The organism is Accumulibacter sp. (genome assembly GCF_032229525.1).
In the GTDB taxonomy this organism is placed as follows: domain Bacteria; phylum Pseudomonadota; class Gammaproteobacteria; order Burkholderiales; family Rhodocyclaceae; genus Accumulibacter.
The window spans coordinates 5,227-19,287 of the sequence record NZ_JAVTWB010000017.1; the positions used below are offsets into that span (position 1 = coordinate 5,227).

At 63.8% G+C, this 14,061-nt stretch carries 14 protein-coding genes; 9 read left to right on the top strand and 5 right to left on the bottom strand.

What is annotated here, in order from left to right:
• Both RUW20_RS01520 and RUW20_RS01525 read left to right on the top strand, forming a co-directional pair.
• Positions 1-530, top strand: a 530-nt coding sequence (locus tag RUW20_RS01520) for a gamma-glutamylcyclotransferase family protein (RefSeq protein ID WP_313950428.1), incomplete at its 5' end; no start/stop codon positions are given.
• A 50-nt stretch (positions 531-580) separates the two neighbouring features.
• The gene (locus tag RUW20_RS01525; protein WP_313950429.1) at positions 581-1,750 is read left to right on the top strand and encodes an FAD-dependent oxidoreductase; all 1,170 of its coding nucleotides are present in this window, start codon (positions 581-583) and stop codon (positions 1,748-1,750) included.
• 141 nt (positions 1,751-1,891) lie between these two features.
• On the opposite strand, the gene RUW20_RS01530 is transcribed toward RUW20_RS01525, so the two are convergent.
• Both RUW20_RS01530 and xseA read right to left on the bottom strand, forming a co-directional pair.
• A complete protein-coding gene (locus tag RUW20_RS01530; protein WP_313950430.1) occupies positions 1,892-2,479 on the bottom strand; it encodes a Fe-Mn family superoxide dismutase in 588 nt (195 codons plus the stop codon).
• Positions 2,480-2,566: 87 nt separating this feature from the next.
• Complete coding sequence (xseA, locus tag RUW20_RS01535; protein WP_313950431.1) at positions 2,567-3,976, bottom strand: exodeoxyribonuclease VII large subunit; 1,410 nt, start codon at positions 3,974-3,976, stop codon at positions 2,567-2,569.
• A gap of 325 nt (positions 3,977-4,301) precedes the next feature.
• Between xseA and RUW20_RS01540 the strand changes: the two genes are divergently transcribed.
• From RUW20_RS01540 to RUW20_RS01570, 7 genes are all read left to right on the top strand, one after another.
• Positions 4,302-4,910 carry a MotA/TolQ/ExbB proton channel family protein gene (locus RUW20_RS01540; protein WP_313950432.1) on the top strand — a complete coding sequence of 203 codons (609 nt, stop codon included), beginning with the start codon at positions 4,302-4,304 and terminating at the stop codon, positions 4,908-4,910.
• Between the two features lie 10 nt (positions 4,911-4,920).
• Positions 4,921-5,337, top strand: coding sequence for a biopolymer transporter ExbD (locus tag RUW20_RS01545; protein WP_313950434.1), 417 nt, complete (start codon positions 4,921-4,923; stop codon positions 5,335-5,337).
• On the top strand, positions 5,337-6,383 hold the full coding sequence (lpxK, locus tag RUW20_RS01550; protein WP_313950435.1) for a tetraacyldisaccharide 4'-kinase: 1,047 nt from the start codon (positions 5,337-5,339) through the stop codon (positions 6,381-6,383). Before RUW20_RS01545 ends, lpxK begins: the two co-directional genes overlap by 1 nt.
• A complete protein-coding gene (locus RUW20_RS01555; protein ID WP_313950436.1) occupies positions 6,364-6,540 on the top strand; it encodes a Trm112 family protein in 177 nt (58 codons plus the stop codon). The genes lpxK and RUW20_RS01555 overlap by 20 nt, the downstream gene beginning before the upstream one ends.
• A 15-nt stretch (positions 6,541-6,555) precedes the next feature.
• Complete coding sequence (gene kdsB / locus RUW20_RS01560; RefSeq protein ID WP_313950437.1) at positions 6,556-7,335, top strand: 3-deoxy-manno-octulosonate cytidylyltransferase; 780 nt, start codon at positions 6,556-6,558, stop codon at positions 7,333-7,335.
• A gap of 115 nt (positions 7,336-7,450) precedes the next feature.
• A complete protein-coding gene (adk, locus tag RUW20_RS01565) occupies positions 7,451-8,104 on the top strand; it encodes an adenylate kinase (protein ID WP_313950438.1) in 654 nt (217 codons plus the stop codon).
• 433 nt (positions 8,105-8,537) lie between these two features.
• On the top strand, positions 8,538-10,961 hold the full coding sequence (locus RUW20_RS01570; RefSeq protein ID WP_313950439.1) for a sodium-translocating pyrophosphatase: 2,424 nt from the start codon (positions 8,538-8,540) through the stop codon (positions 10,959-10,961).
• 151 nt (positions 10,962-11,112) lie between these two features.
• On the opposite strand, the gene RUW20_RS01575 is transcribed toward RUW20_RS01570, so the two are convergent.
• From RUW20_RS01575 to RUW20_RS01585, 3 genes are all read right to left on the bottom strand, one after another.
• Positions 11,113-11,748, bottom strand: a complete 636-nt coding sequence (locus tag RUW20_RS01575) for a YbhB/YbcL family Raf kinase inhibitor-like protein (protein ID WP_313950440.1) — start codon at positions 11,746-11,748, stop codon at positions 11,113-11,115.
• 29 nt (positions 11,749-11,777) lie between these two features.
• A complete protein-coding gene (gene murJ, locus RUW20_RS01580) occupies positions 11,778-13,316 on the bottom strand; it encodes a murein biosynthesis integral membrane protein MurJ (protein WP_313950441.1) in 1,539 nt (512 codons plus the stop codon).
• 305 nt (positions 13,317-13,621) lie between these two features.
• Entirely contained in the window at positions 13,622-13,927 is a 306-nt protein-coding gene (locus RUW20_RS01585; protein ID WP_313950442.1) for a hypothetical protein, read from the bottom strand.
• Between the last annotated feature and the right edge of the window lie 134 nt (positions 13,928-14,061).

Genomic DNA, 14,061 nt, shown 5'->3' on the forward strand with positions numbered 1-14,061 from the left:
ATGTCATTCCCTCGCTAACCGTCCTGAACTTCGCGTATGGCTCGAACATGCTGCTCGCCCGCATCCGTCAGCGAGTTCCTTCCGCTCGCCCGATCGGCGTTGCGGCCCTGCATGGCCATCGACTAGCCTGGCACAAGGCTGGCCGGGACGGTTCGGGTAAATGCGATGTCGTCGAAAGTCACGGAGCTGACGCGGTGGTGTTTGGCGTGCTTTACGAAATCGCCCTTGCCGAGAAGCACGCACTCGACGCGGCCGAAGGCCTGGGCGCGGGCTACGACGAGAAATGGGTTCAGCTCGAGCACCATGCGGCGCCGCTGCGTGCCCACCTCTATCAGGCGACGAGCATCGAGCCCTCCTGGCAGCCGTACTCGTGGTACAAGGCGTTGGTCGTCGCCGGCGCCACGGAACATCGCCTGCCGGCGGCCTATGTCGACGCCCTTGCAGGCGTCTTGGCGATTGACGATGCCGACCGGGCTCGTCATGCCCGGCACATCGCCTTGACCGGTGCCGATCCGCTCAGGCAAGCTTGATTGGCGCGGGCGATGACTCGCGAGCAAGCAGGAACAGAGAGGAGAAGAGGGTGGCCACTGCGGCGGCAGAAGATCGAGCCGACTTTCTCATTGTTGGCGCTGGCATCGCCGGCGCTTCAGCAGCTTATTGGCTGGCCCGCCACGGCCGGGTGCTGGTGCTCGAACGCGAAGCGCAGCCCGGCTATCACTCGACCGGTCGCTCGGCGGCTCTCTTTGCCGAGAGTTACGGAACGCCGCAGGTGCGTGCCTTGACGCGGGCCAGCCGGGCTTTTTTCGATACGCCGCCGCAAGGATTCAGCGATCATCCGCTGCTCTCATCGCGCGGCGCATTGATCGTCGCCAGGCGTGGGCAAGAAGAACTGTTGCAAGCCAAATGGCAAACGCTATCAGGTCTTGGCCAGGCGCTGCGCCTGCTTTCGCCGCCAGAGACCTGCGCCATGTTGCCGGCTCTGCGGCCGGAACAAGTGATCGGCGCGATCTTTGACCCAGGCGCCGCCGACATTGACGTGCATGCCTTGCATCAGGGCTACCTGCGTGGGCTGCGCCAGAACGGCGGTGTCGTCGTCTGCGGCGCCGAGGTCAGCGCTCTGCAGCGCAGGGAGGGTCTCTGGTGGCTGGTCGCAGGCGGGCAAGCGTATGCCGCGCCCGTGCTGGTCAACGCTGCCGGTGCGTGGGCGGACCAGATCGCTGCCCTGGCCGGCGTTGCTCCGATCGGACTGGAGCCCAGGCGTCGATCGGCGTTTCTTTTCGCGCCGCCGGAAGATCTGGACACGACGCATTGGCCATTGACCATCGGTGCCGCCGAGGACTGGTATTTCAAGCCGGACGCCACCCTGTTGCTCGGATCGCCGGCCAACGCCGACCCGGTTCCGCCACACGATGTCCAGCCCGAAGAACTGGATATCGCCAAGGGCATCTTCAACATCGAACAGGTGACGACGCTGACCATTCGCCGTCCAAGCCACAGCTGGGCTGGCTTGCGATCATTCGTCGCCGATGGCGGCCTGGTTGGCGGCTTCGATCTCCTGGCCCCCGGATTCTTCTGGCTCGCCGCCCAGGGTGGCTACGGCATCCAGACCTCTCCGGCAATGGGGGAAAGCTGCGCCGCACTGGTCCGTGGCGAGCAGCTTCCTGCCCACCTTGCAGACTTCGGTCTTTCCCCTGAAATTCTTGGCCCGGCCCGCCTCAAGCGCGTGGCCGATGAGCAGCTGTCGCGCTGACGGAAAGGCGCCGCGCATAGAGCTTGCACAGGTTTTCGGTAAGCCAAAAAAACAGGGGAAGCAATCCGCTCCCCCCGCAATTTCTTTGCGCCGAACTAGCCGTCTCGAGCCGCTACCGCTATCCCGGCAAGACCACCAGCACTAGCCGGCGAAGTTCTTCTCGGCGAAGCCCCAATTGGCGAGTTGGCCGAGGAAGGTTTCGACGAACTTCGGACGCATGTTCCTGTAGTCAATGTAGTAGGCGTGCTCCCAGACGTCGACGCACAGCAGCGCCTGGTCACCGGTGGTCAGCGGCGTGCCGGCGGCGCCCATATTGACGATGTCCACCGCGCCGTCGGCCTTCTTCACCAGCCAGGTCCAGCCCGAGCCGAAGTTGCCGACCGCAGAGGCCTGGAACGCCTTGGCGAACTCGGCGAAAGAACCCCATTTGGCGTCGATCGCGGCTGCCAGCGCACCGGTCGGCGCGCCGCCACCACCTGGCTTCAGGCAGTTCCAGAAGAAAGTGTGGTTCCACACCTGCGCCGAGTTGTTGTACACGCCACCCGCCGGCGCTTTTTTGACGATCGTCTCGAGGTCAAGCGCTTCGTATTCGGAGCCCTTGATCAGATTGTTCAGGTTGGTCACGTAGGCCTGATGATGCTTGCCGTAGTGGTACTCAAGCGTTTCTTTCGACATGTGCGGCGCCAGGGCGTCGATGGCAAAAGGCAGTTGCGGTAGTTGATGTTCCATGGCTATTCTCCGTGAGGGTTGTTATCGGTCAGGCAGGTCGCGATGACCTGCTGTCGTATCTTCTTGCTTGCGCCGGACTTCGCGATTCTATTCGGGGCTTGCTGGACTGGCAATGGCGCTCAACGCCAAGACGGTGTCGTCTTCTTCGAAAACCGACACCACGGTGGCATCGACGCGGCCACGGTGAAACAAGACAGCGAACCGCTGCCTTGGTTCCAGAGCCGTGCTGTCGCGGACGACCCGTCCCTGATCGTCTGCGACGACGCTATAGCCGCGTGCCAGCACGGCGCGCGGGTTAAGGTGGGCGAGTCCGTCGCGCAAGCGGGCAAGGTCGGCCGACCGCGATTGCCTGGCTTCGTGCCAGGCACCGCGCAGGCGTGGCGTCAGGCCTGCCAGCCGGTTGGCGTGGCGCGCCGGATCAGGGCGGCTGAGCAACAACCGACGGCCGAGGCTGGCCATGCCGCTGCGCGCTTGCGCGCTGGCCTGCAGGAGGCCGGCACCCAGTCGGCGCTGGAGATTGCGCAGCGACTCCCGCTGAACAGCCAGCGCCTGCGCCGGGTGTTGCAGTCGGCGCGCCAACCAGTCCACCTGCTGACCGCGCTGGTCGAGGCTCTGCCCGATCGAGCGCAGCAAGGTGGCCCGGGTGACGCCCAGGCGTCTGCACAACGCTGCCTGCTCCGGGGCAGCCAGCTCGGCGGCGGCGGTCGGCGTCGGCGCCCGCTGATCGGCTGCCAGGTCGGCAATGGTGAAGTCGGTCTCGTGGCCAACGCCACAGATCACCGGCAGCGGGCAGGCGCGGATCGCTCGCGCCACGGCCTCGTCGTTGAACGCCCAGAGATCTTCGATGCTGCCGCCACCACGGCAGACGATCAGCAGGTCGCACTCGCCACGCTCGCCGGCACGACGAATGGTAGCGGCGATCTGCGCCGCGGCACCATCGCCCTGCACCGGTGTCGGGTAGAGGACGATGCTCACCTGCGGTGCCCGCCGGCCGAGCGTGCTCAAGACGTCGCGCAGGGCCGCCGCTTGCGGTGAGGTGACGATGCCGACGCGGCGCGGAAATGCCGGCAAGGCGCGCTTGCCTGCGCTGGCGAACAGGCCTTCGCGTTCGAGCCGTTCCTTGAGGCGAAGGAACTCTTCGTAGAGATTGCCGACGCCGGCACGCCGAGCCGCTTCGACATTGAGCTGAAAATCGCCGCGCGCTTCGTAGAGCGTGACCAGCACGCGTGCCTCGATATGCTGGCCGTTCTCCAGTCGCCAGCCGAGCAGTTGCGCGCGGCTACGGAAGATCACGCAGCGTACCTGAGCGGCGGCGTCCTTGAGTGAGAAGTAAACGTGTCCCGACGGCGCGCGGCTGAGGTTGGAAACCTCGCCGGCAACCCAGCACAGTGGAAAGGCCGACTCCAGTCTTTCGCGGGCGAGCCGATTGAGCATGGAAACCGGGATCACCGGAGCGAGCGGGGGAAAGCCGGTACTTGCCGGTGCACTATCTGACATCCGTCGATTCTACATGCGTGGCCGCTCGAAGGGCTTTCTGCGGGGTTTGCCGGCCGTGGTGCAACCCTGTGGCAGGTAATCGACGATGTCCTTGGAAGCCGTCGCCGTCAGCACCGATACTCGCCAGGCTCTTGCGCTGCCCGTTGGACGAGCGCGCCGAAGAAACGTTTGTGCTCCGGGAACGCGGGCCCTTCGCCAACAGGCTATGCACAGCTTTATCCACAGTTCCGGGGGATAGCCGGTGCTTTCCAGGCCGCACCGGCACTTGCTGCAAACGCCGGCGCAGGCTAAAGTTCCACCCTCTGAAAATCTCCTGAGGTACGCCGTGCTTTCCATCCTTCAGGCTGCGGGTTGGCCGATCTGGCCCTTGCTGCTGGCATCGATTCTTGCTGTGGCACTGATCATCGAGCGCCTGGTGGCGCTGCGCAGGGTCAAAGTCGTACCGCCCGGCCTGCTGCAGAGGGTGGTCGGAGAATTCCGCAAGAATGGTGCCACGACGGCGATGATCACCGATCTGGAGGCGCATTCGCCACTCGGTCGGGTCCTCGCCGCTGGCCTGCGTAACGAGAGCAGCTCGCGCGAGATCATGAAGGAGTCGATCGAGGAAGCCGGCAGCGTTGCCTCGCACGACCTTGAGCGCTACCTGACAACGCTGGGAACGATCGCCTCGATCAGTCCGTTGATGGGTCTGTTCGGCACCGTCGTCGGCATGATCGAGATCTTCGGTTCGCAGGCGCCGAGTGGCAGCAACCCGATCCAGTTGGCGCACGGGATCTCGGTGGCGCTGTACAACACCGGTTTCGGCCTGCTGATTGCCATTCCCAGCATGATTTTCTGGCGGCATTTCCGCGCGCTGGTTTCCAGTTTCGTCGTCGACATGCAGCAGCAGGCGGTGCGTCTGGTCGAAGTCCTGCACGGCGAACGCAAGTCTTGAGGAGCGGACGATGAACTTTCGACGCGTTCGTGCCAGTGACGTGCCCGAGATCAATCTGATTCCGTTCATCGACGTGCTGCTGGTAATCATCATTTTTCTGATGCTGACCACCACCTATGCCAAGTTCTCCGGCCTGGAGATCAACCTGCCGACTGCCGATGCCAGCAAGCAGAACGAGCAGCCGAACGAAGTCCACGTCACCGTGACCCCCGCCGGCCAGGTGCTGATCAACAAGGCAGCGCTCGGCACGGTCAGCGTCAAGGCGATCAGCGAAGCGCTGCAGCGCGCGGTCGGCGACGCCAAGGATCCGGTGATCGTGATCAATGCCGATGCCAAAGCGACGCACCAGAGCGTTGTCGACATCATGCAGGCGGCGCAGGCTGCGGGCTATCCACGCATTTCATTCGCCACGCAATCGCCGCGCTGATGGCCGCTGGCGGCATCGCGCAGCGCCTGCCCCGTCTGTGGTACGAGCGGCATCTGGCTGCTGCGCTGTGGCCGCTGGTCCCGCTTTCCCTGGTGTTTGCTCTGCTGGTCGGGCTGCGGCGCTGGCTCTACCGCTACGGGGTACTGTCTTCGCATCGTCTGCCGGTGCCCGTTATCATCGTCGGCAATCTGACCGTCGGTGGCAGCGGCAAGACGCCATTGGTGCTGTGGCTGGTTCGTGGTCTCCGCGAACGGGGCTGGCGACCCGGCATCGTCAGTCGTGGTTACGCTGGCAGCGGCGAGAAGGTGCGGCCGGTGGTAAGCACTTCCGCCTGTTCCGTGGTTGGCGACGAGCCGCTATTGCTGGCAAGGCGCAGCGGGGTGCCCGTTTTCGTTGGCCGCGACCGCGTTGCGGCAGGGCAAGCCTTGCTGGCTGCTCATCCGGAATGCAATGTGATCGTCTCCGACGACGGGCTGCAACATTATCGGCTGCAGCGCGCGATCGAACTGGTCGTCTTCGACGGGCGGGGTGGCGGTAACGGCTGGTTGCTGCCTGCCGGCCCTTTGCGCGAGTCTTTGCGGCGCTTGTCAGGCGCCAGCGCAGTGTTGTGGAATGACCGCCCCGAGGCGGAGGTGGTACGTGCTGCCGAGAGCTTGCCACAGTTCGACATGCGGCTGGTCGGTCAGGATTTCGTTGCCGCTGGCGGCGTGCCGCGCCGTTGCGATGCCGATTTCCTGCGCGGACGGAAGCTGCATGCGCTTGCCGGCATCGGTGACCCTCAGCGTTTTTTTCGGCAGCTCGAGGCGCTGGGGCTGGAGTTCGAAGCGCATGCCTTTCCGGACCACTACCCCTATCGAGCGGCCGACCTGGCTTTCGCCGCCGACGGCGTGCTGCTGATGACCGAGAAAGATGCGGTAAAATGCGCGGCGCTGGTGACCGGTGAAGCTTGGGTGCTGCCGGTCGAGGCGGTGATCAGCAGCGCGCCGGGTGGTGCTGGTCTTTTCGAGATCATTCTGGAGAAGCTCCATGGACACACGCCTGCTTGATATTCTCGTCTGCCCAATCTGCAAGGCCAATCTCGAATATCGCAAGGCCCAGTCGGAATTGATCTGCAAGCCCTGCCGGCTGGCTTTCCCGATACGCGATGGCATTCCGATCATGCTGCAGGACGAGGCGCGCCCGCTGACCGCCGATGAGACCTGAACGGTAGGTGCCACGATGCGGTTCAAGGTGGTGATCCCCGCACGTTACGCTTCGACCCGCTTGCCGGCCAAGCCGCTACTCGATCTGGGCGGCAAACCGATGGTCGTGCGGGTCGCCGAGCGAGCCATTCTTGCGGGGGCCGAAGAGGTGGTGGTCGCCACCGACCACCCGCAAGTGCTGGCGGCTGTCGAGCGCCACGGCCTGCGGGCCCTGCTGACCCGCGTCGACCATGCCAGCGGCACCGATCGCCTGGCCGAGGTGGTCGACTCCGCGGGTTGGAGTGACGAGACCATCGTGGTCAATGTGCAAGGCGACGAACCCTTGATCGATCCGGCAGTGATCGTCCAGACGGCAGCGCAACTGGCGCAGAGTGGAGCCGATATCGCCACGGTTGCGCATCCGGTGACGGATGCCGCTGACTTTTTCAACCCCAACGTGGTCAAGGTGGTGTTCGCCGCCACGGGCGACGCGCTGTATTTTTCGCGGGCGCCGATTCCCTATGCGCGCGACCATTTTGCGCGCGAGGCGGGTGGCGAAACGCTGCCGGCGGAGATGTCGGCGTATCGTCACGTCGGACTGTACGCCTATCGTGCGCGCTTCCTGCGCACCTACGCGACCTTGGCACCGTCACCGCTCGAAAGTCTTGAAGCGCTGGAACAGTTACGCGCGCTGTGGCACGGATTTCGCATCAGCGTAGCGATTGCCGAACAGCTGCCGGCCGCCGGCGTCGACACGCCAGCGGATGCGCAGCGTGTCCAGGCGTGGTTCGAAAAGTTTGACCGTGCGTGCTTTTGAGGGTAAGTTGCGGCCTGTCAATCACGACGATGAGCTGGCGACGACCTGTAGCCGAAGTGCAAGTGTTTGAACTTCTGGACAATTCACTCGACCTGACGATCAACGAAAGCGACCCATGAAACTCATCCTGCTAGGTGCGCCAGGGGCTGGCAAAGGCACTCAAGCCCAGTTCATTTGTGAGCATTTTGGCATTCCCCAGATTTCTACCGGCGACATGCTGCGTGCGGCGGTGAAGGCCGGTACACCGCTGGGAGTGGCAGCCAAGAAGGTGATGGACTCGGGCTCCCTGGTGTCCGACGAGATCATCATCGGGCTGGTCAGCGATCGTCTCCAGCAGCCTGACTGCGCCGATGGCTACCTCTTCGACGGTTTCCCGCGCACCCTGCCGCAAGCGGAGGCGATGAAGGTCGCTGGTGTGGCGCTCGACTACGTGCTCGAAATCGACGTCGCTGACGAGGAGATTATCGAGCGCATGAGTGGGCGTCGCGTTCATCTTGCCTCCGGTCGTACCTACCACCTTCGCTTCAACCCGCCCAAGGTGGCCGGGAAAGACGATGTGACCGGAGAGGACCTGATTCAGCGCGACGATGACCAGGAAGCGACGGTTCGCAAGCGCTTGCAGATTTATCATTCGCAGACCAAGCCCTTGCTTGATTACTACCGGGCATGGGCCGCCACGGGCGATCCCAAGGCGCCGAAGTGTCCCCGAATCGCCGGCGTCGGTAGCGTCGAAGATATAAAGAAGGCAGCTTTCGATGCCCTCGGGTAGTAGCGCTCGTCAATGAAGGTGGGCCGGAGAAGTGCGGCCCTTGGCGTGCAGGTAGCTCTCGCGGCGGCTTCTCGTTCACGGGCTTGGGGCCACCGTGGTCTGCATAGCGCCGCTGCCGCGGCGTTTGTTGCGTCTGCGGACAGGCCAAGGCTCTGTTCGCCGCCGGCGCGTTCGGCGATGGCGAACCGTCCCGGGAATCATGCACTGATGGCGCCCGCATAATGACTGGCCGGTCCCACCACTGTCCTTCCCCGCATCCGCTGCGGGATGCTGCACACCTGGTTACCGCCGCTGCTCAGCGTGCAACGGCCCGGTGACCTGGCACTCAAGGTGATTTCAGGCTCGATTTGTTTCGCTTAAGGAAGTTATGGGGTAAATTCGACCCGCGGGGATCGCCCAAAGGTCTGGGCAATTTAAAAGAGGGAGGTTGCATATGTCGTATCTGATGTTCGCACTTATATGCGCCGTCATTGCTGTGGTTTATGGGGCGGCAATGACGAAATGGATTCTCGGTTTGCCTGCCGGCAATCCACGCATGCAGGAGATCGCCAAAGCAATTCAGGAAGGCGCTTCTGCATATCTGGCCAAGCAATACACCACCATCGGCATCGTCGGTGCGGTGCTTTTCGTCGTCATCTGGCTGGTGCTTGGCAAGTTGATGGCGATCGGTTTTCTGATCGGTGCCGTCCTTTCTGGTGCCACCGGCTTCATCGGCATGAACGTTTCGGTACGCGCCAACGTGCGCACCGCCGAAGCCGCGCGTAACGGCATTGCCGCAGCGCTCGATGTCGCTTTCAAGGGTGGCGCCATCACCGGCATGCTGGTTGTCGGTCTGGGCCTGCTCGGTGTCGCCGGCTACTACGCCGTACTGCGCGGCGGTGACTTCCAGCACGCCGTTGAACCGCTGGTCGGCCTCGCCTTCGGTGGCTCGCTGATCTCGATCTTCGCCCGTTTGGGGGGTGGCATCTTCACCAAAGGTGCCGACGTCGGCGCCGACCTCGTCGGCAAGGTCGAAGCCGGAATTCCGGAAGACGACCCACGCAACCCGGCGGTCATCGCCGACAACGTCGGTGACAACGTCGGCGACTGTGCGGGCATGGCGGCCGACCTTTTCGAGACCTACGCGGTGACCGTGGTGGCGACGATGGTTCTTGGCGCGATGATGCTCAAGGGCGTCGCCGGTGCCAACGACAATCTGATCATCTACCCACTGGTCCTCGGTGGCGTATCGATCATCGCTTCCATCGTCGGTTGCTTCTTCGTCAAGGCCAATGATGGCGGCAAGATCATGAACGCCCTCTACCGCGGCCTGGCCGTGGCTGGTGCGCTGGCGCTGGTCGCCTTCTACCCGGTGACCACCATGCTGCTCGGCGACGGCGTGACGCTTGCCGATGGCAAGCTGATCACCTCCGGGAGCATCTTCGGGGCGGCGGCCATCGGCCTGGTGCTGACCGGCTTGCTGGTGTGGATCACCGAGTACTACACCGGCACCGACTTCGCGCCGGTGAAGCAGGTCGCGCAAGCCTCGACGACCGGCCACGGCACCAACATCATTGCCGGCCTGGCCGTCTCGATGAAGGCTTGTGCGCTGCCGGTGCTGTCCGTCTGTGCGGCCATCTACATCACGCATGCGCTGGCTGGTCTGTACGGCATCGCTATCGCCGCCACTTCGATGCTGTCGATGACCGGTATCATCGTTGCCCTCGACGCCTACGGTCCGATCACCGACAACGCCGGTGGTATTGCCGAAATGGCCGGTCTGCCGGCGTCGGTGCGCGACGTGACCGACCCGCTGGACGCCGTCGGCAACACCACCAAGGCGGTGACCAAGGGCTACGCCATCGGCTCTGCCGGTCTCGCGGCACTGGTTCTCTTTGCCGACTACACGCATGCCCTTGAAGCCAACTTCGGTAGTGCTATGCGCTTCGACCTGTCCAACCACATGGTGATCATCGGCCTCTTCCTCGGTGGTCTGATTCCCTACCTCTTCGCCGCCATGGCGATGGAGGCGGTGGGTCGTGCTGCTGGGGCGGTGGTTGTCGAAGTGCGCCGGCAGTTCAAGGAAATCAAGGGCATCATGGAAGGCAAGGCGAAGCCGGATTACTCCCGCGCTGTCGGCATGTTGACCGCTGCGGCCATTCGCGAAATGATCATCCCCTCGCTGCTGCCGGTGCTGGTACCGGTGGTCGTCGGCCTGCTGCTTGGTCCGCAGGCACTCGGCGGCCTGCTGATGGGTACGATCATCACTGGTCTCTTCGTCGCCATCTCGATGACCACCGGCGGTGGTGCCTGGGATAACGCCAAGAAGTACATCGAGGACGGCAACTTTGGTGGCAAGGGTTCCGAAGCCCACAAGGCGTCGGTGACCGGCGATACCGTTGGCGACCCGTACAAGGATACGGCGGGTCCGGCGGTCAATCCGCTGATCAAGATCATCAACATCGTTGCGCTGATGATCGTCCCCTTGATGGTTCCCGCAGGGGCAATCAAGCCAGCCGAAGCCGCACATGCTCCGGCCGCCGCTGCGGTTGCCGCGATGACGGCGCTTCCTGCTGCCAAGATCTACTTCGAAACCGGATCGGCGGCGCTGCCGACCGATGCGGCGATGAACCTTGAGCTGGTGGTGGCTTACGCCAAGGCCAACCCGAGTGCGAAGCTGTTTATCGCCGGCTTCCATGACGAGAGCGGCAGCGCGGAAGCCAATGCCGAGGTCTCGAAGAACCGGGCGATGGCGGTCGGTGAGGCGCTGAAGAACGTCGGCATCATCGAGGAGCGGATCGAGATGAGGAAGCCGGCGTTGACGGTCGGCTCCGGAGACCCCGCCGAGGCGCGTCGCGTCGAGGTGGGCGTGCAGTAATCACCGCGCTGGTGGAAGCATAAGGAAAGGGCCGCGTTAGCGGCCCTTTTTTTGCGTGTGCGCCCGGCAGGGCGCACTTACTTGCCCATCCGGCGGCTCTGCGAGCAGTCGGGGCCCGACCGCTTTGCGGCGGGGGCAGGCTTTGCGCCCGCTAGCCTCCCGCGCTCAGCGTTGGATTGAGCGTGTAGGTGCCACTCAGGCTGGCCTGCGCGAGTACGTGCTCCCGCATTGCTGCACGGACCTGTTGGCCGCTCAGCGTGCCCTCGACCTGCAGCTGCGCCACATCGAGCGCGAAAACCGTGAACACATAGCGGTGGATGATCTCGTCGTTCCATGGTGGGCACGGGCCATCATAGCCGTAGTAGTCGCCGCGCATGTCGTTGTCGCCGGCGAACCAGCTGGTGTAGTCGTTGATTCCCTGGCGCGCGTCGTGCGGTGCGTGCGGACCGGGCTTGCCACGGGGCGTGATGTCGTCGGAAAATTCGCCTGCCGCGATCTCGCCCAGACTGGCCGGCAGATCGAACAGCACCCAGTGGAAGAAATCGACCCGCGGCAGTGATGCCGGTACCGTGCGGTCCTCCTGATTGACATCGTCCCCTTGGCTCGGAACGTCGGGATCGTGGCAGATGAGGGCAAAAGACAGCGTGCCGGCGGGCGCGCCGGTCCACGCCAGCTGCGGGTTGCGGTTGCTGCCGAGACAGACATGGTGCGCCGGGTCGACGACGCAGAACGCGAAGTCACCGGGGATTGGCTGTCCGGCGTTGAAACTACTGCTGGTCAATTTCATCGTTAGTCCTCCTGATGGATTACTCGGCCTTACTCGGCCGCGCTGCGTTTGAAATCGCGCAGGCGAAAACCGGCGACCCATAGTGTAGCGAAATAGACGGCGGCACCGACAGCGACAACGATCGAAAGCCGCAGCAGCCGCTCACTGGTGTTCCAGTTCAGCCATTCGCTCGCGTCGCCGCGCATGAACCAGAGCGCGGCAGCCATGCTCACCATGGCCAGCGCGAGTCGGCCGTAGAATAGCGGCCAGCCTGGCTGCGGGATATAGATGGCGTCCCGGCGCAAGCCCCGATAAAGCAGCGTGGCGTTGAGGATCGCCGCCAGGCCGATGGCCAGCGCCAGGCCGGCATGTTGTAGCCAGCCGATCAACAGCAGGTTCAACAGTTGCGTGACGGACAAGGAAATGATGGCGATTCTTACTGGCGTGCGTACGTTCTGACGAGCGTAGAAGCCCGGTGCAAGCACCTTTATCAGGATCATGCCGACGAGACCGACACTGTAGGCGGTTAGTGCATCGCGCGTCATCAAGACGTCGGTGGCGGTGAAGGCGCCGTGGTAGAACAGCGTTGTGATCAGCGGTACGGCGAGCATCGCCAGCGCCAATGCCGCTGGGGCGGCGAGCAGGAAGGTCAGTCGCAAGCCCCAGTCGAGCAGTCGGGAGTAGTCGTCGTGCTGCTGCGTGGCGTGGCATCTGGACAGCGAGGGAAGCAGGATGGTACCCAGAGCGGCGCCGAGAAGGCCAGCCGGGAACTCCATCAGACGGTCGGCGAAATAAAGCCAGGAGACGCTGCCGGTGGCCAGGAAGGAGGCGAAAACGGTGTTCAGCAGGAGGCTGATCTGGGCTACCGAAACGCCGAGCAAGGCCGGTGCCATCAGTCGGAAGATGCGGCGCACACCCTCGTCGTGGAGGTTCAGCGAGAATCTGGGCAGCATGCCGATACGCTTCAGGGCGGGGATCTGAAAGGCCAGTTGCGCGGCACCGCCGATAAAGACGGCCCAGGCCAGGGCCATGATCGGTGGATCGAAATACGGCGTCGCAAAAAGCGCCATGGCGATCAACGAGACGTTGAGCAGCACTGGCGTAAAGGCGGGTACGGCGAAACGGCTCCAGGTATTGAGCACGCCGCCGGCGAGCGCCACCAGCGACATGAACAGGATGTAGGGAAAAGTGATGCGCGTCAGCTCGACGGTCAGCGCAAACTTCGCGGGCTCGTCGGCAAAGCCCGGTGCCGAGACATAGACCAGCAGAGAGGCTGCGACCATGCCGACTACGGTCACCGCCAGAACGATCAGGAAAAGCAGGCTCACCACCCGGTCCACCAGCTGCCGGGTTTCCTCGTTTCCGCGCCGGTTCTTGTATTCGCCGAGCACCGGCACAAAGGCTTGTGAGAAGGCACCTTCGGCAAACAGGCGGCGCAGCAGGTTGGGCAGCTTGAAGGCGACAAAGAACGCGTCGGTCAGCACGCCGGCACCGAAAGTGCGCGCGATCACGAAGTCCCGCACGAATCCCAGGATGCGCGACAGCAGGGTCATGCTGCTGACGGTGGCGAGTGTTTTCAGGAGGTTCATTGCGGGTCCGGGCAGCGTCGTACAGGCGCAAAGCCGCTCATCTTAGCGCCTGTACGTCGGCAAACAAAACTGCTGGATGGCTCGGTCGCGGCGTCGGCTTGTCAGCGCGTTGTAACGGGCGGAATGTGGCGCCGCTCAGGATCGGCGCGGGAGTGCCGCGGACGAAGATCGACGGCGCTGCATCGTGATCAGGATCGCCCCCGGTCGGGAAGCTGTTCGTTCGGGCGACCGCCCGTGGCGATCGCTACCCGGCAGCGCTGCGTGCCGGGAATTTGGCCGACTGCCCGCACGCCCCGCCTCCTCAACTACGGCTTTTTCTTCGCCTCGGCGTCGGGGTTGATCGTGATGCCTCGCTGATTGAGCGCATTGACCACCGCCTGTGCATTCTTGTTGCCGGCGCTGGCCAGTTTTTGCGTGCCAGCAGCCAGTGAATCGAGCTGCGCGCGCATTTTCTGGGCGTTCTGATAGGTCGCTTCCTGCGTGCTGCGCAGGCCCGCCAACTGGGCGCGCTCCCCGTAAAGCTGGCTGGCCTGGAAGCCGAACCAGACCACCAGTGCCAGAGCGATCAACAGCACCGGGACGAACAGGTTTGCAGGTTTTTGTTCGGTCATGTCGTTCACCGCGCCGGGCCAGGTTGAGCAGCAGTGCTGAAGCTGATGCCCTGCGAAGCCAGCAGCTCGCGCAAAGCGGTGTCGTTATCCTTGGCCGCCAGGTCCGCCAGCGACTTGATCAGGGACTGGTAGAG

Bases quoted from the DNA above. Each gene is read 5' to 3' on its own strand.
- adk (WP_313950438.1), top strand. From the start codon at position 7,451: ATGAAACTCATCCTGCTAGGTGCGCCAGGGGCTGGCAAAGGCACTCAA.
- RUW20_RS01545 (WP_313950434.1), top strand. From the start codon at position 4,921: ATGAACTTTCGACGCGTTCGTGCCAGTGACGTGCCCGAGATCAATCTG.
- RUW20_RS01570 (WP_313950439.1), top strand. From the start codon at position 8,538: ATGTCGTATCTGATGTTCGCACTTATATGCGCCGTCATTGCTGTGGTT.
- RUW20_RS01530 (WP_313950430.1), bottom strand. From the start codon at position 2,479: ATGGAACATCAACTACCGCAACTGCCTTTTGCCATCGACGCCCTGGCG.
- RUW20_RS01585 (WP_313950442.1), bottom strand. From the start codon at position 13,927: ATGACCGAACAAAAACCTGCAAACCTGTTCGTCCCGGTGCTGTTGATC.
- kdsB (WP_313950437.1), top strand. From the start codon at position 6,556: ATGCGGTTCAAGGTGGTGATCCCCGCACGTTACGCTTCGACCCGCTTG.
- xseA (WP_313950431.1), bottom strand. From the start codon at position 3,976: ATGTCAGATAGTGCACCGGCAAGTACCGGCTTTCCCCCGCTCGCTCCG.
- lpxK (WP_313950435.1), top strand. From the start codon at position 5,337: ATGGCCGCTGGCGGCATCGCGCAGCGCCTGCCCCGTCTGTGGTACGAG.
- RUW20_RS01575 (WP_313950440.1), bottom strand. From the start codon at position 11,748: ATGAAATTGACCAGCAGTAGTTTCAACGCCGGACAGCCAATCCCCGGT.
- RUW20_RS01555 (WP_313950436.1), top strand. From the start codon at position 6,364: ATGGACACACGCCTGCTTGATATTCTCGTCTGCCCAATCTGCAAGGCC.
- murJ (WP_313950441.1), bottom strand. From the start codon at position 13,316: ATGAACCTCCTGAAAACACTCGCCACCGTCAGCAGCATGACCCTGCTG.